This is a genomic window from Diplocloster hominis, from assembly GCF_032380655.1.
Classification (GTDB): domain Bacteria; phylum Bacillota; class Clostridia; order Lachnospirales; family Lachnospiraceae; genus Diplocloster; species Diplocloster hominis.
Window position 1 is genome coordinate 58,744 of sequence record NZ_JAWDIY010000010.1, and the last position, 16,945, is coordinate 75,688.

The following is a 16,945-nucleotide window of genomic DNA, read 5'->3' on the forward strand; positions in this document are numbered from 1 at the left end:
GCCGCCCTGTCCCATTCCAAGGAGCGACAACATGGACAATCTACAACTGCGGCAGCGCATAGTCCGAAGCATGATCCGGGTAAACGAGCGCACCGCCAATATGCGAAAGCCGGAGAAGTTCGCGTACCGCCAGCACATGACGGCCGCGTTCATGGACATGCTGGAGTTCTGCATTGAGGCCAACCGCTCACGCGGGAAAGCCCGGCAAGAGCTCCAAGACAAAATGGACACCAAGCTGGACGTGCTGCGCTCTCTGGTAGACACGGCAGTCTCGCCGGAGGATCGCCTGATCTCTCCGGGGCTCCACGAAGTCTGGAGCAAAGAGCTGAACGAAATCGGGCGTATGCTCGGCGGCTGGAAAAAGTCGAACGAGTAGACACGCCCGTGGGGAATATGCCGTGAATAAAGGGAGCGCTGCGTGTATCGCGGGGGCAACTGGAACAACGGCGCGAACGCGGGCGTGTTCTACCTCAACGGCAACAATGCCCGCTCGAACTCCAACACGAACATCGGCTTCCGGCCCGCTCTGGCCTCGTTCGTTATAGTCTGCGAGCCACGGCCCGGCAGAAACACTGAGGCTAAAGGGGCATATTTCCCGGCCGACAAGGCCAAAGATGAACGCCCGCGCCGCTGCCGGTGGAGACACTGGGACGGCAGCCTGCTGGTGGAGGCCACCAGAGGCAACGGGCAAACCGCGCAGGCTGGCCGATCTTGTGCAAACAGGTGAAGGGCCGCCGGGGATCTATGGCGTGGCGGCCATGGACGACCGGAGGCACCGAGGATTGTCACACGCGGGGCCATATCTTTTTTGAAAACAGGAAGGAGCGACTACATGAAAGAACAGCACCGCCCTTCCCTTCTGGAGCGCATTTACTCGTGGGAGAACCTTCTGGACGCATACCACGAGGCAGCGAAAGAAAAGTGGTACCGCGACGACGTGGCCGCCTTCTCGGCTAATCTGGAGGCGAACCTGATCAGCATACAGAACGACCTCATGTGGCGCACCTACGAGGTGGGCCGGTACCGTGAGTTTTACGTTCACGAGCCGAAAAAGAGGCTGATCATGGCACTGGGCTTCCGGGATCGCGTCGTACAGTGGGCCATATACCTGCAAGTCAACCAAGAGCTCGACAATGGCATGATCTACCACTCATACGGGTGCAGAGTCGGCAAGGGCACCACCAGAGCAGCCGAGCGGCTGCAATACTGGAGCACCCTCGTGGATCGCAAGCCGGAGCGCTGGCACTACTTAAAGCTGGACGTTTCAAAGTATTTTTACCGGGTAGACCATGAGGTGCTTCTCGGTATTCTGGCGCGGAAATATCCGGGCGAGGACGGTTTTCTCTGGCTCATGCGCCGGATCGTCTGCTGCGACCATACGCCCTTCGGACTGCCGCCGGGAGTGAGCGCCGACGAGGTGCCGCCCTCCGAGCGGCTTTTTGAGGTGGGTATGCCGATCGGCAACCTCACCAGCCAGCTGCTCGCGAACGTCTGCCTCAACGAGCTGGATCAGTATATCAAGCACGAGCTCCGGGCGCACTTCTACGTCCGGTACATGGACGACATGGTGCTGCTGCACCCCGACGCCAAAGTGCTGAACGAATGGCGCGTCCTGATCGAGAGCTATCTCAACGAAGTGCTGCACCTCGAACTGAACGGCAAGACCACGATCGGCCTCGTCAAGCGCGGGATCACCTTCGTGGGATGCCGGATCTATCCCGGCTACCGAAAGCCGACGAAGGCAGCCGTCAAAAAGATGAAGGCCCGTATGCGGTACATAGCCAAGGAATACGAGGAAGGGCTGATCGACTTCGACGTGGTGGACGCGACCATGCAGAGCTACTTCGGACTGCTCGGCCATTGTGCCACCCACGGGCTCCAGAAGTGGATCGAGAAAAACATAATTTTCAAACGCAAAGACGGCGAACCGTCTCAGGAGGTGACAACATGGACTACATTCTCACAGCACTGATCGCCGCGAGCATACCCTCGGCGATCACCGGCTTCTGTTTTTGGTGTATCGAGCAGAAGATCCAGAAGCAGAGCAAGAAACGGGAGGACGAAGAAAAGGAGCTGCGCAAAGCTCAGGAAAAGCGCGAACAGGCACGCGAGCAGCACGAGCTCCTTCTCATTCAGGGAGTGGGCGCGGCGATCGCACTCGGAGAGGCCACGGCCAAGGCCGTGCAGCGGATCCCGGACGCGCATTGTAATGGCGACATGCACGCCGCGCTGGAATATGCCGCCGAAATCAAACACCGGCAGAAGGACTTCCTCGCCCAGCAGGGCGTCGAGGCCATGCACGAGTGAGGAAGGAGGCCGCACCATGGACGACTACACCACGCCGCCCGGCACCGGGGACGAGCCCGCCGCATACACGGACGAGCAGATCCGGCAGCTCGTGAAGGAGAACCGGCAGCTCAAAAAACAGATCCGGCAGCTGAAAGCTGCTGCAGCAGAGCGCAAAAAGGTGGAGTTTTCAAAGCTCATTTTCGTGGGCGTGAGTGTTCTCACGCTCGCGATCACCGTCTTTTCCTGCCGCATGATCTGGCTCACCATGGACACCTCGGCGCTGGCCTACCTTATACCGGCGGTATTCACGGAAATGGCAACGGGCACCGGCTTTTATTATTCCAAGGCCAAGGCAGAGAACAAGATCAAGCTCATGGCCGCAAACGGAGTAAAGCCGGAGGGCCCGCAGGACTTCGACCAACTGTAAGGAGGTAAAGCATGGCACTGAAAGGAAACACCAACGAGGAAAGGATCTGGAACTTCCTCAAAAGCAAGGGCCTGAGCGACCACGGAGCCGCCGGGCTCATGGGGAACTTGTACGCCGAGAGCGCACTCAATCCCCACAACCTCCAGAACACATACGAGAAAAAGCTGGGGCTCACGGACGACGCCTACACGGCCGCCGTGGACTCCGGCAGCTACACCAACTTCGTGAGGGACTCGGCAGGCTACGGCCTCGCCCAGTGGACGTACTGGAGCCGCAAGGAGGGCCTGCTGGCCTATGTGCGCAGCCTCGGCGCGTCCGTCGGCGATCTGGAGGCCCAGCTCGGCTATCTTTTCAAGGAGCTGAGCGAAGGCTACACCGGACTGCTGGCAACGCTGAAAACGGCCACGAGCGTGCGCACGGCCTCCGACGCCGTGCTGACCAAGTTTGAGCGCCCGGCCGATCAGAGCGCCAGCGTGCAGGCCAAGCGGGCCAGCTATGGCGAGAACTACCTCACAAAATACGCCGGGGACACCAGCTCCCAGCAGGAACCCGTGAAAGGAGGCAACAACATGGGTAACAGTTCATTGATAGACTGCACGATCCTGAGCCCTAACCACAGCGGCAAAAGGACGCACAGCATTGACACGCTCACCCCTCATTGTGTGGTGGGCCAGCTGTCTGCCGAGTCGATCGGCGGGTGCTTCCCTAAAGGCCGGGAGGCAAGCTGCAACTATGGCATAGGCTACGACGGCCGCGTCTGCCTGATCGTTGACGAAGCAAATCGGAGCTGGTGCAGCTCCAGCAACTCCAACGACCAGAGAGCGATCACGATCGATTGCGCCAGCGACATGACGGATCCCTACGCCATGAAGTCGGCCGTCTACGAGAAGCTGATCAAGCTCTGCGCGGACATCTGCAAGCGCTACGGAAAGACCAAGGTTTTGTGGCTCGGCAGCAAAGAGAAAACGCTCGCCTACACACCGAAAAGCAACGAAATGGTGCTGACAGCGCACCGCTGGTTTGCGAATAAGTCGTGCCCCGGCGACTGGCTGTACTCCCGGTACGGAGAGCTGGCGAACCGGATCAACGCCCTGCTGGGATCCAGCGGCAGCTCTGGAGGTACGAGCGGGAGCGGATCCGGCAGCACGTCCTCCAGCTCCGACCTCTACTACGTCCAGAGCGGTGCATATTCCAAGAAGGAGAACGCGGACGCGCAGGCCGCGAAGCTGAAAGTGAAGGGCTTCGAGGTGCTGATCAAGAAGATCGGCAACCTCTACAAAGTGCAGACCGGGGCCTATTCCAAGAAGGCAAACGCGGACGCGCAGGCCGCGAAGCTGAAAGCGGCGGGCTTCGACGCCTTCGTGACAACCGAGGGCGGCACCTCTGCCGGATCCTCCGAGATCAAGATCGGCGACGTGGTGCAATTCGCTGGCGGCCCGCACTATACCAGCGCGAACGCCAGCAGCTACTCCACAACGCCGAAGGCTGGCCCGGCCAAGGTGACGGCGATCAGCAAAGGGGCCAAGCACCCCTACCACATCATACACACCACCAGCGCCTCCAGCGTCTACGGCTGGGTAGACGCCGACAAGATCACAAAATGATCGGGGCGGCCCTTAATCTGGTGCCGCTCATTGTGTGGGTGGTAATCATGGTAATATGGATCCGTGCGCTCGTGAACTGGGACGGGGATCAACAGTGTGACCGCGACTGCGACGCCTGCCCCTTCCCTAAAACGCACGAGTGCATAGAGGACGAAAGGAGAACAGACAAATGAACGATACCCTTCAACAGATTTTAACCGCGTGCGTGCCGATCCTCTGCCTGCTGATCACAGCGGGCGGGGCCTACCTCGTGGCACTCATGCGCCGCGAGACGGCTCAGATCGAAAAAGAGATCGGCAACGAAACCGTGAGCAAGTACATGGACATGGCCGTGGACGCCGTGGCGCAGGCCGTGGCATATACCGCCCAGACCTTCGTTGACGCCCTCAAAGCCGAGGGGAAATTCACAAAGGAGAAGCAGCTCGAAGCCTTCCAGAAGGCGAAGGACAAAGCGCTGGAGATCCTCGGCGACACCGTGGTGAACGTGCTCAACGAAGTGTACGGAGACTTCGACGCATGGATCGAGACAAAGATCGAGCAGGCGTGCCGGGAGGATAAGAAATCGGCCGAGAAGCAGGCGGCCAGCACAGCGGCGACAACGGCAGCGGCCACAGCGGCCAGCGTGGCGACGACGATCGCCACCACGGCCGTGCAGCAGATCGCGGCCGAAGTACCGGCTCAGGGCGTCGAGGTGAGCACCGAAGTGGAGATCACGGAGGACGACACCGAAGCGGCCACAGAATAAGCAAAGCAGGGGCACAGAGAAGCCCCAGACCGAAGAAAAGAGCCCGGCGGGTAGTTTATACCCTCCGGGCCCTTTTTGTCGTTCTGCGGGCTCTACTCGGCCAAGCTCGGCAGAATATAGAGATCTGTCACATAGTCGCCGAGCTGATTTTCCACAACCTCACCGGCCGCTATTTTCTGGATCAGATCAGCGTCAACAGTAAACGACACCACCTTCTGCTCCGAACCGTCGGACATGTCAGCGACCGCCCAGTATTGCAGCTCGTCAAACACGTCACAGCCCTGCGACTGGATCAGATCGGCGACGTTGTAATAATTCTGATCCACCGTGGCCTCGTTATTGTAGCTGCTGGAAATCTTCGCTTTTATGACGAGAACGCTCTGGCCGTCGATCTCGTTCGTGATCGCGCTCACCAGCTCGCCATGCTCCAGCGTGTATGCAGCGGCCTCACTCTCGCCGCCCGCGCTCTCTCCGGCGCTCTCCGTGGACTTCTCCACCGGATCGCTCGTAACCGTGGCGGACGGATCCGACGCGCTCCCGCTGTCTGCCGGATCTTTATCGCCCCCGCCAATCGCAGCGGCCAAAATAATGACCACGACCACAGCGATCACGATCCATTTCTTTTTGCCCTTCTTTTTTGGGGCCGCTGCCTGCTGCCCCGTTTGTTTTTTACCCATGCGGCAACCTCCTGAACATGCTAACAGATTTAGCGCTTTTTCGCCTTTAGTCATGTTTGGCATAATTATAAAGCGGGAAACATGGTAATGTCAATATGAGTTACCCATGTTTGGGATAAAAAAGGGAGGCCGGAGTGTGAAGTTATACAGATACAAGGACGGAAAATGTAACGCCTCCGGCAGCAGGATCAGGGAACTGCGGGAAGCGGCCGGGCTGTCTCAGGAACAACTCGCCGCGAAGATCCAGCTCGCCGGGCTGAACCTGAACCAGAAGGCGATCAGCAGGATCGAGACGGGCGAGCGCGTCGTGCCGGACTTCGAGCTGCTCTACTTCTCCGAAGCGCTGGGCGTGCCTGTCTGCTCCCTACTGGACGAAGAATAGAAGCGGGAAACCGCTTTTATTTTTTTGTGAAAAAACGCGAAACGGCGCTTGACAATGCGCCAATAAAGGCGTATAGTAAAAGTACGCCAAAAAAGGCGTAAAAAAGGAGGTACGACATGGAAGTCAAAGAACTGAGGAAACGCCAAGGGCTGACGCAGAAGCAGCTCGCCGAGCAGATCGGTGTAAATATCCGCTGGGTGCAGAAATTAGAGGCCGGGGAGATCAAGCTGGAAAATATCACATTTTTGAACGCGATCAAGCTGATCAGAGCCCTGACTCCATACGACGACGAGAAACAGATCGCGAAGGAGATGTACCTCATAACCAAGCGCACACTAAAGGAGAACGCATAAGAAGCAAAGAAACGGGGAGCGGCGACGGGCTGCTCCCTTATTTTCATTTATGGAGGGATCGAAGGCATGAGACGCTTCAAGCACCTGAGCAAAACAGACCGGCTTCGCATTGAGGCCCACATCAAAGATAAAAAAGAACCGAAGGAGATCGCCGAGATAATCGGCGTCCATGTTTCCACCATATACCGGGAGCTAAAGCGCGGCCAGTACGAGCACCTGAACAGCGACTACACCACCGAAATGCGGTACAGCCCGGACATAGCAGAGGAACGGTACCGGGAGAACCTGAAAGCCAAGGGGCCGGATCTCAAAATCGGCAAGGATCACCGGCTGGCTGAGCACATAGAGACAAAGATCGCCGACGAGAAGTACAGCCCGGCGGCCGTCCTCGGCGAAATTAAGGCGCAGGGGCTCCAGTTTAGCACCTCGATCTCCGTGAATACCCTTTACAGCTATATCGAAAAAGGGATCTTTTTCCGGCTCACGAACAAAGACCTCCCAGTGAAAGCCAACCGGAAACGCGGCTACCGAAAAGTGAAAGAGGCGGCCAGACCGCCGAAGGGCGACAGCATAGAAAAGCGCCCGGAGGAAATCGCAAAGCGCGAAACCTTCGGGCACTGGGAAATGGACACAGTAGTGAGCGCCAGACCTTCCAAGAAGGTGCTGCTCGTCCTCTCTGAGAGACTCACCCGCGACGAGATCGTGCGGCAGCTCCCGGACAAGACCGCCGCCAGCGTGGTGCAGGCCCTCGACAGTCTGGAGCAGGAATACGGCCGGGCCTTCCCTCACATCTTCCAGACGATCACCTGCGACAACGGGACGGAGTTCTCAGACCACGAGGGGATCGAACGCAGCGCCACCGGAGAGGGGCAGAGGACGAAGCTCTACTACTGCCACCCGTACAGCGCATACGAGCGCGGAACCAATGAGAACACCAACAAGCTGATCCGGCGCTTCGTGCCGAAGGGGACGAACTTCGAGGATCTCACCGACGAGCGGGTGGCCCAGATCGAGGACTGGCTGAACAACTACCCGCGCCAGATCCTCGGTTTTATGAGCGCCGGGGCCCTATTTCAAGAGCAGGTGGAGGCCCTTCTGGGGGCTCTATAAAATTTTTTTGATTTTTTTCGCATTTACTCTTGACATTTCCCAATCTCTAACCGCATAGCGTTCGCTATTGCCAATTTCCAGTAATTACACTATACTTAAAGGAGGAAAATGAATGAAAAAAACACGGACAATTTCAGAGAGTTATGAGGCATTGAAAGCAGTGATGCCGCAGAGAATCCGGGAGGAATTTGACCAGATAGAAGCTGGAGAGAGGCTGCCGGAGCTATACTATGACTTGCCATTTAAAAAGGCTTTTCACCCGGATCTTCACCCGGACCGGGTTACGAAAATCTTTCAATTGATTTTTCATCAGGAACTGGTTGTATTGGGGTCTTTGAATACCGCTCCGCCGAAGGTATCTATTTATTCGAAAAACACGATTCTGGATCAATTGGCCCGAATGTCAGATGAAGGGATTTTCGAAATGGAAATGCAGCGGAAAGCCCAGGAATTTATCACAGAGAGAATGGACGTGTATGTATCGGACCTTATTATGCTTCAATATTCTGTGGAAAAAGGGCATAAGAAATCGGGGATGAGTTTTCCAGATATCCCAACGACGTATGCGGTAGTATTTATGAAGGAGAGCCCGGGACAGTTTCAGAGTAATCCCAGCTTTATCCATTACCGGAAAAACGAGACAGATACGGGAGTGCAGCTGTCTGATCTGTCCAGAGTGGTATATATCGAACTGGATAAATGTCTGAAACAGATGCTGGAACAAAGCTGTCCGCCGGAGCTTGAGGAGTTGGGCTGTTTTCTGGCATTCCTGGCGGATGTGAATGGGGAGCAGATCCTTATAAGGGATGATGCACCCAATGGAATAATGTATCAGGAAATCCGGGAAGAACTTCGCAATATGGCGAAGAATAAGAAGGAGCTGATGTCGATGCTGACCGAGAAGTACGAAGCCGATATCCGTTTTTCTGAGCTGAGTCAGGCCAGAAAAGAAGGTATGCAGGAAGGAATTCAGAAGGGAATCCAGGAAGGTATCCAGGAAGGAATGCAGAAAGGAATAAGGGCATTTATTGCACTGTGCAGGAAATTGGACAAATCGCAGGAAGAGACGATTCTGGAAATCAAGAGGGAATTCTTATTCACTCCGGAAGAAGCCAAAGAGGCAATCAGGAATTATTGGTAGCGTCTCTCGCAAGCTTGTATGGGCTTTAAGCAGAAAACTGCCGCATTTCGGTTTTAAGAGCCGGTGCGGCAGCTTTTATTTCGTAGGACACCGGCAGGAGCGCAGACAAGTATCACGGATGTGGGTATGCATACGGAACAGTCAGATCCCCCACAAACTTACCAGAATTTTCTTACTATTTTCACAAAATGAACACAAAGGTAGTTTATAATGAAGCAGATTTATGACACGTAAGTCTAAGGAGGGAACAGCTTGATAGAAGTTAAAAACCTAGTGAAGAGATACGGCGGCCACACGGCGGTAAACGATCTGAGCTTCGAGGTGGAGGAGGGCCAGATCTACGGCTTCCTGGGCCCAAACGGTGCGGGGAAATCCACAACGATGAATATTATTACCGGTTACCTGGCTCCCAGCGAAGGCCAGGTCCTGATCAACGGCCACGACATTTTTGAGGAGCCGGAGGAAGCAAAAAAATGTATCGGTTACCTGCCCGAGCAGCCTCCCCTGTATATGGATATGACACCGTTTGAGTACCTGAATTTCTGTGTGGAGTTAAAAGGGGTGGAAAAGGAAAAACGTCAGGATATGATCCGTGAAATTATGGGAAGGACCAAAATACTGGATGTAAAAGACCGGTTGATCCGCAATCTTTCCAAAGGCTATCGTCAGCGTGTGGGCTTGGCGCAGGCACTGATCGGCTATCCGCCGGTTATTATACTGGATGAACCGACCGTAGGGCTTGATCCCAAACAGATTATCGAGATCCGGGATCTGATCAAAGATCTGGGAAAACACCACACGGTAATTTTAAGTTCCCATATTCTCTCCGAGGTCAGCGCGGTCTGTGATTATGTCATGATTATTTCCCGCGGGGAGCTGGTGGCCAGCGACACCCCGGATAATCTGAGCAAGCTGGTTCTGGGGTCCAATGTGCTGGAGCTGACGGTCAAGGGGACGAAGCAGAAAGTAGAGCAGATCTTAAAGAGAATGGAGCAGATCCGGGAATTCGAAATCCATTCCTCCAATACACCGGACTGCGTCGCAGTAACCATCAAGACGAACGAGAAGGTTGATCTGCGGGAAGATCTGTCTTATGAGTTCGCCGGAGAGAGATGTCCGATTCTTGAAATGAAGCAGTCGAATATGTCGCTGGAGGATGTTTTCCTTGAATTAACCGCGGAACGGCCTAAGGCGGAATCTGATAAAGAAAAGCGTTCCTTTTTCAGACGGCGGAAGAAAAAAGTAGAGCTGACGGTCGCGGAGGAAGTGGAACGGGAAATTAGCGGGAATGAGAATACAGGATCAGAATCCCAGTCCGGAACTATAGAGAACGAATCCGATGAGACGCAGGACAATAGAACTCCGGAAGAAAAAGAAATCCTGGAAGAAAAAGAAACCCCGGACGACAATAAAACCGAGTCAGGCGGTGCTGAATCCGGACAGAAACAGGAGGTAGAGAAATAAGATGTTGGCAATTTATAAGAAAGAACTAAAATCCTATTATACCTCCATGATCGGCTATATAGTCGCGGCGTTAACGCTGGTGGCGGTAGGAATCTACTTTTATGCATATAATCTGCTTTCGCTTTCACCATTTATCGGTTATGCGCTGTCGGGAGCCAGTATTACGCTTCTGATTGTGGTTCCGATTCTCACAATGCGCTCCCTGGCAGAAGAACAGCGCAGCAAGACAGATCAGCTTTTGCTGACTGCACCTGTAACGATTGGGAAGATCGTAATGGGCAAATTTTTGGCCATGGTATCGGTTATCCTGTTCCCGGTTGTAATCATCTGCTTTTATCCGCTGGCACTGGCCTTGTTTGGGAAAGTGCCGTTTCTGAGTTCTTACTCGGTAATCTTTGGCTTCCTTCTTCTCTATGCGGCGGCCATTGCAGTTGGAATGTTCCTCTCATCCATTACAGAAAGCCAGATTATCGCGGCTGTTGTTAGCTTTGGCGTCCTCTTCCTGAGTTTTTTGATGGGGGGGATCAGCGGTATGGTATCTGACACCGCGAAAACTTCACTGATCGCCTTTACGGTCCTGATCATTGTTCTGGTACTCATTATCTATGGAATGACGAAAAATGTAGTGGTACCAGTGGTGGTGGGGCTGGCAGGCGAAGCAGTGCTGATCGCTGTATACGTGTTGAAATCCGCCTGGCTGGCAGGGGCAATCAACAAAGTGCTGAATTCGCTGGATATCATGTCCCGTTTTAATACCTTTGTCAATGGAACACTGGATCTGGGCGCGGTGCTTTATTATCTGTCCGTGATCGGATTGTTCTGCTTCCTGACATATCAGTCCATTGAAAAAAGACGCTGGAGCTAGGAGGGAGGACGAGAATGAAGAAATTTAATATAAAAGAGAGCTTCCGAAAGGGAGTAAAAAATAAAAGATTACGGCATGGATCCTACAGCCTGGGCCTGGCGATGATCGTTCTGGCTATTATCGTAGTGGTTAATATGGCGGTGAACGCACTGCCCTCCAAGTTCCGGGAGTTCGATCTGACCGGCCAGAATCTGACCCTGATCGGCAGCCAGACCACCGAGGTGCTGGATGCGCTGACAAAAGATGTTCAGATCTATCTGGTGGCTCAGAGCGGCCAGGAGGACGAGACCACGAAAAAGCTGCTGGAAAACTATGCCCAGGCCAGCGACCATATTAAATTCGAAGTGAGGGATCCCGTCAAGAATCCTGCTTTCTTAAACAGCTATCAGGATATGGATTTATATAATAATAGTGTGATCGTGGAATGCGGTGACCGGAAAAAAGCATTGAGTCCGGATCAGATCTATGAATATCAGATGGATTATACGAACTACAGCAGTACTGTAACCGGCTTCGACGGGGAAGGCCAGATTACCAGCGCGATTTCCTATGTCACCAGTGAAAATCTGGGAAAAGCCTATATTCTGACTGGCCATGATGAGGCAGCCATGACCGACAGCCTGAAGAGCCTGATACAAAAACAGAATCTTGAGACCGAGGATCTGAACCTTATAACGGCCGATCAGATACCGGAGGACGCGGATTTCCTGTTTATCTTTTCTCCCATGTCTGATATCTCTGCTGAGGAATCGGTCAAGATACAGAATTACCTGACCACCGGAGGCCATGCTTTTATCATTGCTGGTTATACAGGCGGAACACCTCAGCCGAATCTGGATGCGCTGCTGGCTGACTATGGCCTGGAGCGGGTAGAAGGAGTTGTGGTGGAAGGAGATCCGAACCATTATACCGGTTCCGGTCAGGCTTATATCGTACCGGATAAGGAATCTCACGAGATCACCAGCGGGCTGGAGAAATATGTATTGATGCCCATGGCACAGGGACTGCAGGAAAGCCAGGACCATCGTGACACCGTTCAGGTCAGCGCCCTCTTAAAGACCAGCGACTCAGCCTACTCAAAACCGGATCCGGCCAATGTCACTACCATGGAAAAAGAAGACGGGGATATCGACGGTCCATTTATGGTAGGCGCCGCAATCACGGAAACAGTTTCCGCTGATGAAGAGAATACCGGTATGGAAGATACCGGGACAGAAGGCGCTGATACAGCAGACACAGATACAGACAGTACGGATACAGGCAATGCAGAAGACCAGTCGGCTCCAAAGGAAACAAAGATCGTATGCCTGACCTCTGAGCTGATGTTTGACCAGGGTATAGATTCCCAGGTGATCGGCGGTAATATGGAACTGGTAGGCAAAGCGGTCTCCTGGCTGACCGACGGGGAAGAAGTAACGGTTTCGATACCCAGCAAGAGCATAGATAACACATCACTTTCCATGACGGCAATGGGGACCCTGTTAGGCTTCCTGGGCTGTATCGTAGTGATTCCCCTGGCGGTATTAGTAACCGGTCTGGTAATCTGGCTGGGGAGGAAGAAACGATGACAGGAAAGAAAAAACACAGAACCAGAAATCTGATCCTTGCGGTAATCGTTTTGGCTGTGTTGATCGGTGTCTACCTGGCCGTGGTAAACTTTGCCAAAAAGGAAGAAGAAAAAGAACAGGCGGCGTCCCAGGCCGATACCGTACAGATTGTCAGCATGGATTCAGATAAAGTTGACCATATATCCTACCTCCATGACGGCCAGACGTTGTCCTTCCATAAGAAAACCGAGGACGACACTGAAAACTGGTATTATGATGAAGATGAAAGCATGCCCATCAATAAGAATACCCTGGACAGTATGGTATCAGGCATGACCTCTCTGGAGGGAACATCTACCGTAGCGGAAGACGACCAGAATTACGGGGAATACGGACTGGACCAGCCGTCCAACCAGATCACCCTTCAGGACACGGATGGAACTAAAATCACGGTTCTGATCGGAGACACCAACAGCATCACCGGTGAATATTATGCAGCGGTGCAGGGAGAGAATGGAGTCTACACGGTAGCATCCACAGCGGTAAGCGGATTCGAATCTGACCTGATGTCCCTTATAGAAGCCGATACCTATCCGGCCATATCGATGGACACCATCTCCAATCTGACTTTAACAGGCAGTGAGGGATCGGTTAGCATCCAGAAAGCCGGAGACACGGAAGCTTATAATTGGAAACTGGTCAGAGCAGACGGCTCCGAGGATGGAATCCGAACCGAATATGCAGAAGAACTCCTGCAAAATATCACCGAGGCCTCCTACAACGGTCTGAAAGAATACAACAGCAAAGACCTCTCAGCTTACGGTCTCTTAGAGCCTGCACTTACGCTGACCGTAGATTATACCAACGAGACCAATGAAGAAGGAAACGGAGGAGATACTGAGACGGTCACCACACCCCAGCAGTTCGTTCTCATGATCGGCAGCCAGGATGAAGCCGGAAACTACTATGTGAAACCAGCCGACAATTCCAATGTCTACCTGATCAGTACGGACCGGATCCTTCCTCTGCTGGAAGCAGAGCAAAAGGCAGAGGAAAATATATTGCAGTAAAGAGATAGTCTTACGGGGCTGTCGGGAAATAAAATTTGCATACCAGATATGGATATGATCTGCAATCATGTCCCATATCTGGTATACTTATATATTTCCCGACAGCCCCTTATCTCTCTGTCAAAGCCTTTATCGATACCGCATACTCGGAGGGCGTCATCCCCGTTATTTTCTTAAATTGTCTGGAAAAATAGTGGATGGAGGAATAACCCAGCTCATCCGCAACCTGTGAGAAATTATGGTTCCGGTCACGGATCAGCTGCTTTGCGGCGCTGATCTTAAGTTTGGAAAAATAGTCGATAATTCCGCAGTCGGCCCGTTCCTGGAACAGTTTCTGAAGAACCGAACGGCTGACCAGATTGTCCCGGCAGATCTGATCTATGGTGAGATGATCTTTTAAATGGGCATTCATATACTCCAGCAGGCGATAGAACAGTTCGTCCTCTTTGGTTTTGGTAACAAATTTTGGGTGGGACGGGTTATCCCAGGTGGTTTGGCAGCGCCGCACCAGCCGGATCAGCAGCTGCTGCAAATACATCTGAATCAAGTGTTCAGCGCCAAAGGGTACGTCGGCTTTTCGGACCAGCTTTTCACTGTAGGGATCGTCTAACCGGCTTTGATAGACAGATCTGGCCTCCGCAATAATGCGGGCCAGAAGTTCCCGTTCCAAATTATCCGTCTGAAGAATTCTATTTTCAAAAAATACCATAGCGGGTGACTTACAGATAAAAGAGATTACGACCAGATTCGGAGCAATCACTCCGTTGGCCTTTACATTGTGGAATTCCCGGGGTTTATGAAAGATCAGATCGCCGGCTTTCAGGGTATGAGTACGTGTATCCGCCTGCACGTTGACGACACCCTTGTCTACACAGAGCAATTCCCAGAAATCATGGGATTCTCCCGGATAAGAAAAATCACTCATATATTCAAAATAATGAATGGTAACGATGTGATCAATGACAAATTCTTTTTTTAATCTTATACTTTCGTATGCCATAATACCTCCTGACCTGCCCAAACTGGTGATATCTGCAAATTGTGCAAAGTTAAATGGAAGGAATTACCTTAATATTACGATATAAGGACGTTTCTTTCAAGGGGAAAATGAAGATTGTGCAAATATTTATTAAAATCAGCTAAAGCATGACTTTTGATTCTGTATTACAATATACGTAAAAGATTGGAGGGTATCATTATGGATAAACCAGTATTAGTAGTGATGGCGGCAGGTATGGGGAGCCGCTTCGGCGGGCTCAAACAGATGGAGCCAATGGACGACCAGGGACATATCATTATGGACTTTTCCCTGTACGACGCGCGAAAAGCCGGATTTGAGAAAGTAATATTTATCATAAAAAAAGAGATCGAAGAGGCATTCCGGGAAGTGATCGGCAACCGCCTGGAGCAACACATGGAAGTAGCTTACGCGTTCCAGGAGGTCACCGACATTCCGGATGGATTCCAGGTGCCTGAGGGCAGAACGAAACCATGGGGAACTGCACATGCGGTATTAAGCTGCCGGGACCTGATCGATGGTCCGTTCGCTGTTATCAACGCGGACGATTACTATGGGGCCCATGCTTTTTCACAGATCTACGATTATCTGTCCACCCATGAGGACAATGACAAATACCGCTACGCCATGGTGGGATATGTGCTGGAAAACACACTGACGGAAAATGGGCATGTGGCCCGCGGGATCTGTAAGACCGACGCCCAGGGATACCTGACCGATATCCAGGAGCGGACCCGGATCGAGAGAAGGGGGGAGCAGGCCGCCTACACCGAAGATGACGGCGCTGCCTGGATCGTGATACCCGAGCACAGTACTGTATCCATGAACCTCTGGGGATTCGGAAAAAGCTTTCTCACAGAGGTAAAGAATGGCCTGGCGGAATTTTTAGAAAAGGGTCTGCGGGAAAATCCTTTAAAATGCGAATATTTCCTGCCCTTCGTAGTGGACCGGCTGATCCGTGAAGGCAAAGCCACAGTACAGGTCCTTCAGTCCCCGGACCGCTGGTACGGTGTTACCTACCGGGAAGATAAGGAAACCGTAGTCAAAGCCATAAAAGAAATGAAAGAAGCGGGCTTATATCCGCAGAAACTTTGGGAGGAATAGAGAATGGACAGAACAACCGCCTGCTCCAGAAAACAGGAAGCGATTCAACAGTTTCAGCTTGAAGGAACCGTGATCCGTTCCGATCAGTACGGAAGCGGACATATCAATGACACATTTCTGCTGGTATGCCGGACCGCGGACGAAAAAGAAAAGCGCTACATTCTTCAGCGGATGAACCATGAGATCTTCACCCGTCCTGAAGAACTGATGGAAAATATCGTGGGAGTGACCACCTATCTGCGCAAGATCATCATAGAAAACGGCGGGGACCCGGATCGGGAAACCCTGAACCTGGTGCCCGTCAAAGACGGAAAAATGTATTATAAAGATTCCATCGGCTGTTACTGGAGAGTCTATCAGTTCATCGAGAACAGCGTCAGCTACGATCTGGTAGAAAAACCCGATGATTTCTATCAGAGCGCCCTTGCCTTTGGAAATTTCCAGCGCCTGCTGGCAAAATATCCGGCACAGACCCTGCACGAAACCATCGAGGGCTTCCACGACACGGCCGCCAGATTCGGGATATTCAAAAAAGCCGTGGCGGATGATGTGTTCAACCGCGCAGAAAGCGTCCGCAGGGAAATCGAGTTCGTTATGGAGCGTGAGGCCGACACCCGTATTCTGGGAGACCTCTTGCAAAGCGGCGCCCTTCCTCTGCGGGTTACCCATAACGACACAAAACTGAACAATATCATGATCGATAAGGAAACCGGAAAAGGGATCTGTGTCATCGATCTGGACACGGTTATGCCCGGGCTGGCCGTCAACGACTTCGGAGACTCCATCCGTTTCGGGGCCAGCACGGGAGCAGAGGATGAGACTGACCTCTCCAGGATCTCCTGCGATCTGAACCTGTTTGAATTATACACCAAAGGCTTCATCGAAGGCTGCCAGGGCAGCCTGACGCCAAAGGAACTGGAAATGCTGCCGATGGGAGCCAAAATGATGACCTACGAATGCGGTATGCGTTTCCTCACCGACTATCTCCAGGGAGACGTATACTTCAAGATTCACCGTGAGCAGCACAATCTGGACCGTGCCAGAACCCAGTTCAAACTGGTGGCCGACATGGAAGCCAAAATGGACCAGATGGCCGGAATCGTGCGCAAGTACAGCTGACCCAATTATTGCCTCCGGGTCCGGTCCAGG

Annotated in this window: 18 protein-coding genes; 16 read left to right on the forward strand and 2 right to left on the reverse strand. The window is 52.9% G+C overall.

All coding sequences use genetic code 11. The features are described from left to right. Positions 1-31: 31 nt before the first annotated feature. From avd to ABC831_RS11265, 6 genes are all read left to right on the forward strand, one after another. Positions 32-376 (forward strand): diversity-generating retroelement protein Avd, encoded by a 345-nt coding sequence (avd, locus tag ABC831_RS11240; RefSeq protein WP_343248218.1) that lies wholly within the window; start codon positions 32-34, stop codon positions 374-376. Between the two features lie 456 nt (positions 377-832). Then, positions 833-1,972 carry a reverse transcriptase/maturase family protein gene (locus ABC831_RS11245; RefSeq protein ID WP_343248219.1) on the forward strand — a complete coding sequence of 380 codons (1,140 nt, stop codon included), beginning with the start codon at positions 833-835 and terminating at the stop codon, positions 1,970-1,972. Then, complete coding sequence (locus ABC831_RS11250; RefSeq protein WP_343248220.1) at positions 1,948-2,307, forward strand: serine/threonine protein kinase; 360 nt, start codon at positions 1,948-1,950, stop codon at positions 2,305-2,307. The genes ABC831_RS11245 and ABC831_RS11250 overlap by 25 nt, the downstream gene beginning before the upstream one ends. Before the next feature lie 16 nt (positions 2,308-2,323). After that, positions 2,324-2,716: a hypothetical protein gene (locus tag ABC831_RS11255; RefSeq protein ID WP_343248221.1), complete on the forward strand. Its 393-nt coding sequence runs from the start codon at positions 2,324-2,326 to the stop codon at positions 2,714-2,716. A gap of 11 nt (positions 2,717-2,727) precedes the next feature. Beyond that, the gene (locus ABC831_RS11260; protein ID WP_343248222.1) at positions 2,728-4,320 is read left to right on the forward strand and encodes a phage tail tip lysozyme; all 1,593 of its coding nucleotides are present in this window, start codon (positions 2,728-2,730) and stop codon (positions 4,318-4,320) included. A 169-nt stretch (positions 4,321-4,489) separates the two neighbouring features. Next, positions 4,490-5,065 (forward strand): hypothetical protein, encoded by a 576-nt coding sequence (locus ABC831_RS11265; protein WP_343248223.1) that lies wholly within the window; start codon positions 4,490-4,492, stop codon positions 5,063-5,065. Positions 5,066-5,157: 92 nt separating this feature from the next. Here ABC831_RS11265 and ABC831_RS11270 read toward each other — a convergent pair whose 3' ends face one another. Further along, a complete protein-coding gene (locus tag ABC831_RS11270) occupies positions 5,158-5,742 on the reverse strand; it encodes a hypothetical protein (RefSeq protein ID WP_343248224.1) in 585 nt (194 codons plus the stop codon). 136 nt (positions 5,743-5,878) lie between these two features. Here ABC831_RS11270 and ABC831_RS11275 point away from each other — a divergent pair, with 136 nt between their 5' ends. The 8 genes from ABC831_RS11275 to ABC831_RS11310 all read left to right on the forward strand — a co-directional run bounded on the left by ABC831_RS11275 (position 5,879) and on the right by ABC831_RS11310 (position 13,674). Continuing rightward, positions 5,879-6,124 (forward strand): helix-turn-helix domain-containing protein, encoded by a 246-nt coding sequence (locus tag ABC831_RS11275; protein ID WP_343248225.1) that lies wholly within the window; start codon positions 5,879-5,881, stop codon positions 6,122-6,124. A gap of 116 nt (positions 6,125-6,240) precedes the next feature. Further along, complete coding sequence (locus tag ABC831_RS11280) at positions 6,241-6,477, forward strand: helix-turn-helix domain-containing protein (RefSeq protein ID WP_343248226.1); 237 nt, start codon at positions 6,241-6,243, stop codon at positions 6,475-6,477. Positions 6,478-6,543: 66 nt separating this feature from the next. Then, positions 6,544-7,587, forward strand: a complete 1,044-nt coding sequence (locus ABC831_RS11285) for an IS30 family transposase (protein ID WP_343248227.1) — start codon at positions 6,544-6,546, stop codon at positions 7,585-7,587. 112 nt (positions 7,588-7,699) lie between these two features. Continuing rightward, on the forward strand, positions 7,700-8,728 hold the full coding sequence (locus ABC831_RS11290) for a PD-(D/E)XK nuclease family transposase (RefSeq protein WP_343248228.1): 1,029 nt from the start codon (positions 7,700-7,702) through the stop codon (positions 8,726-8,728). Positions 8,729-8,980: 252 nt separating this feature from the next. Next, on the forward strand, positions 8,981-10,192 hold the full coding sequence (locus ABC831_RS11295) for an ABC transporter ATP-binding protein (RefSeq protein ID WP_343248229.1): 1,212 nt from the start codon (positions 8,981-8,983) through the stop codon (positions 10,190-10,192). Position 10,193: 1 nt separating this feature from the next. Continuing rightward, positions 10,194-11,057, forward strand: a complete 864-nt coding sequence (locus ABC831_RS11300) for an ABC transporter permease (protein WP_343248230.1) — start codon at positions 10,194-10,196, stop codon at positions 11,055-11,057. Between the two features lie 14 nt (positions 11,058-11,071). Beyond that, complete coding sequence (locus ABC831_RS11305; protein WP_343248231.1) at positions 11,072-12,625, forward strand: GldG family protein; 1,554 nt, start codon at positions 11,072-11,074, stop codon at positions 12,623-12,625. Next, positions 12,622-13,674, forward strand: coding sequence for a DUF4340 domain-containing protein (locus ABC831_RS11310; RefSeq protein WP_343248232.1), 1,053 nt, complete (start codon positions 12,622-12,624; stop codon positions 13,672-13,674). The genes ABC831_RS11305 and ABC831_RS11310 overlap by 4 nt, the downstream gene beginning before the upstream one ends. 109 nt (positions 13,675-13,783) lie before the next feature. Here ABC831_RS11310 and ABC831_RS11315 read toward each other — a convergent pair whose 3' ends face one another. Then, positions 13,784-14,674 (reverse strand): helix-turn-helix domain-containing protein, encoded by an 891-nt coding sequence (locus tag ABC831_RS11315; RefSeq protein WP_343248233.1) that lies wholly within the window; start codon positions 14,672-14,674, stop codon positions 13,784-13,786. 198 nt (positions 14,675-14,872) lie between these two features. On the opposite strand from ABC831_RS11315, the gene ABC831_RS11320 reads away from it, so the two are divergent. Further along, positions 14,873-15,796, forward strand: coding sequence for a nucleotidyltransferase family protein (locus ABC831_RS11320; RefSeq protein ID WP_343248234.1), 924 nt, complete (start codon positions 14,873-14,875; stop codon positions 15,794-15,796). A 3-nt stretch (positions 15,797-15,799) separates the two neighbouring features. Next, entirely contained in the window at positions 15,800-16,915 is a 1,116-nt protein-coding gene (locus ABC831_RS11325) for a phosphotransferase enzyme family protein (RefSeq protein WP_343248235.1), read from the forward strand. The last annotated feature ends 30 nt before the right edge of the window (positions 16,916-16,945 follow it).

Bases quoted from the DNA above. Each gene is read 5' to 3' on its own strand.
- avd (WP_343248218.1), top strand. From the start codon at position 32: ATGGACAATCTACAACTGCGGCAGCGCATAGTCCGAAGCATGATCCGG.
- ABC831_RS11245 (WP_343248219.1), top strand. From the start codon at position 833: ATGAAAGAACAGCACCGCCCTTCCCTTCTGGAGCGCATTTACTCGTGG.
- ABC831_RS11250 (WP_343248220.1), top strand. From the start codon at position 1,948: ATGGACTACATTCTCACAGCACTGATCGCCGCGAGCATACCCTCGGCG.
- ABC831_RS11255 (WP_343248221.1), top strand. From the start codon at position 2,324: ATGGACGACTACACCACGCCGCCCGGCACCGGGGACGAGCCCGCCGCA.
- ABC831_RS11260 (WP_343248222.1), top strand. From the start codon at position 2,728: ATGGCACTGAAAGGAAACACCAACGAGGAAAGGATCTGGAACTTCCTC.
- ABC831_RS11265 (WP_343248223.1), top strand. From the start codon at position 4,490: ATGAACGATACCCTTCAACAGATTTTAACCGCGTGCGTGCCGATCCTC.
- ABC831_RS11270 (WP_343248224.1), bottom strand. From the start codon at position 5,742: ATGGGTAAAAAACAAACGGGGCAGCAGGCAGCGGCCCCAAAAAAGAAG.
- ABC831_RS11280 (WP_343248226.1), top strand. From the start codon at position 6,241: ATGGAAGTCAAAGAACTGAGGAAACGCCAAGGGCTGACGCAGAAGCAG.
- ABC831_RS11285 (WP_343248227.1), top strand. From the start codon at position 6,544: ATGAGACGCTTCAAGCACCTGAGCAAAACAGACCGGCTTCGCATTGAG.
- ABC831_RS11290 (WP_343248228.1), top strand. From the start codon at position 7,700: ATGAAAAAAACACGGACAATTTCAGAGAGTTATGAGGCATTGAAAGCA.
- ABC831_RS11300 (WP_343248230.1), top strand. From the start codon at position 10,194: ATGTTGGCAATTTATAAGAAAGAACTAAAATCCTATTATACCTCCATG.
- ABC831_RS11305 (WP_343248231.1), top strand. From the start codon at position 11,072: ATGAAGAAATTTAATATAAAAGAGAGCTTCCGAAAGGGAGTAAAAAAT.
- ABC831_RS11310 (WP_343248232.1), top strand. From the start codon at position 12,622: ATGACAGGAAAGAAAAAACACAGAACCAGAAATCTGATCCTTGCGGTA.
- ABC831_RS11315 (WP_343248233.1), bottom strand. From the start codon at position 14,674: ATGGCATACGAAAGTATAAGATTAAAAAAAGAATTTGTCATTGATCAC.
- ABC831_RS11320 (WP_343248234.1), top strand. From the start codon at position 14,873: ATGGATAAACCAGTATTAGTAGTGATGGCGGCAGGTATGGGGAGCCGC.
- ABC831_RS11325 (WP_343248235.1), top strand. From the start codon at position 15,800: ATGGACAGAACAACCGCCTGCTCCAGAAAACAGGAAGCGATTCAACAG.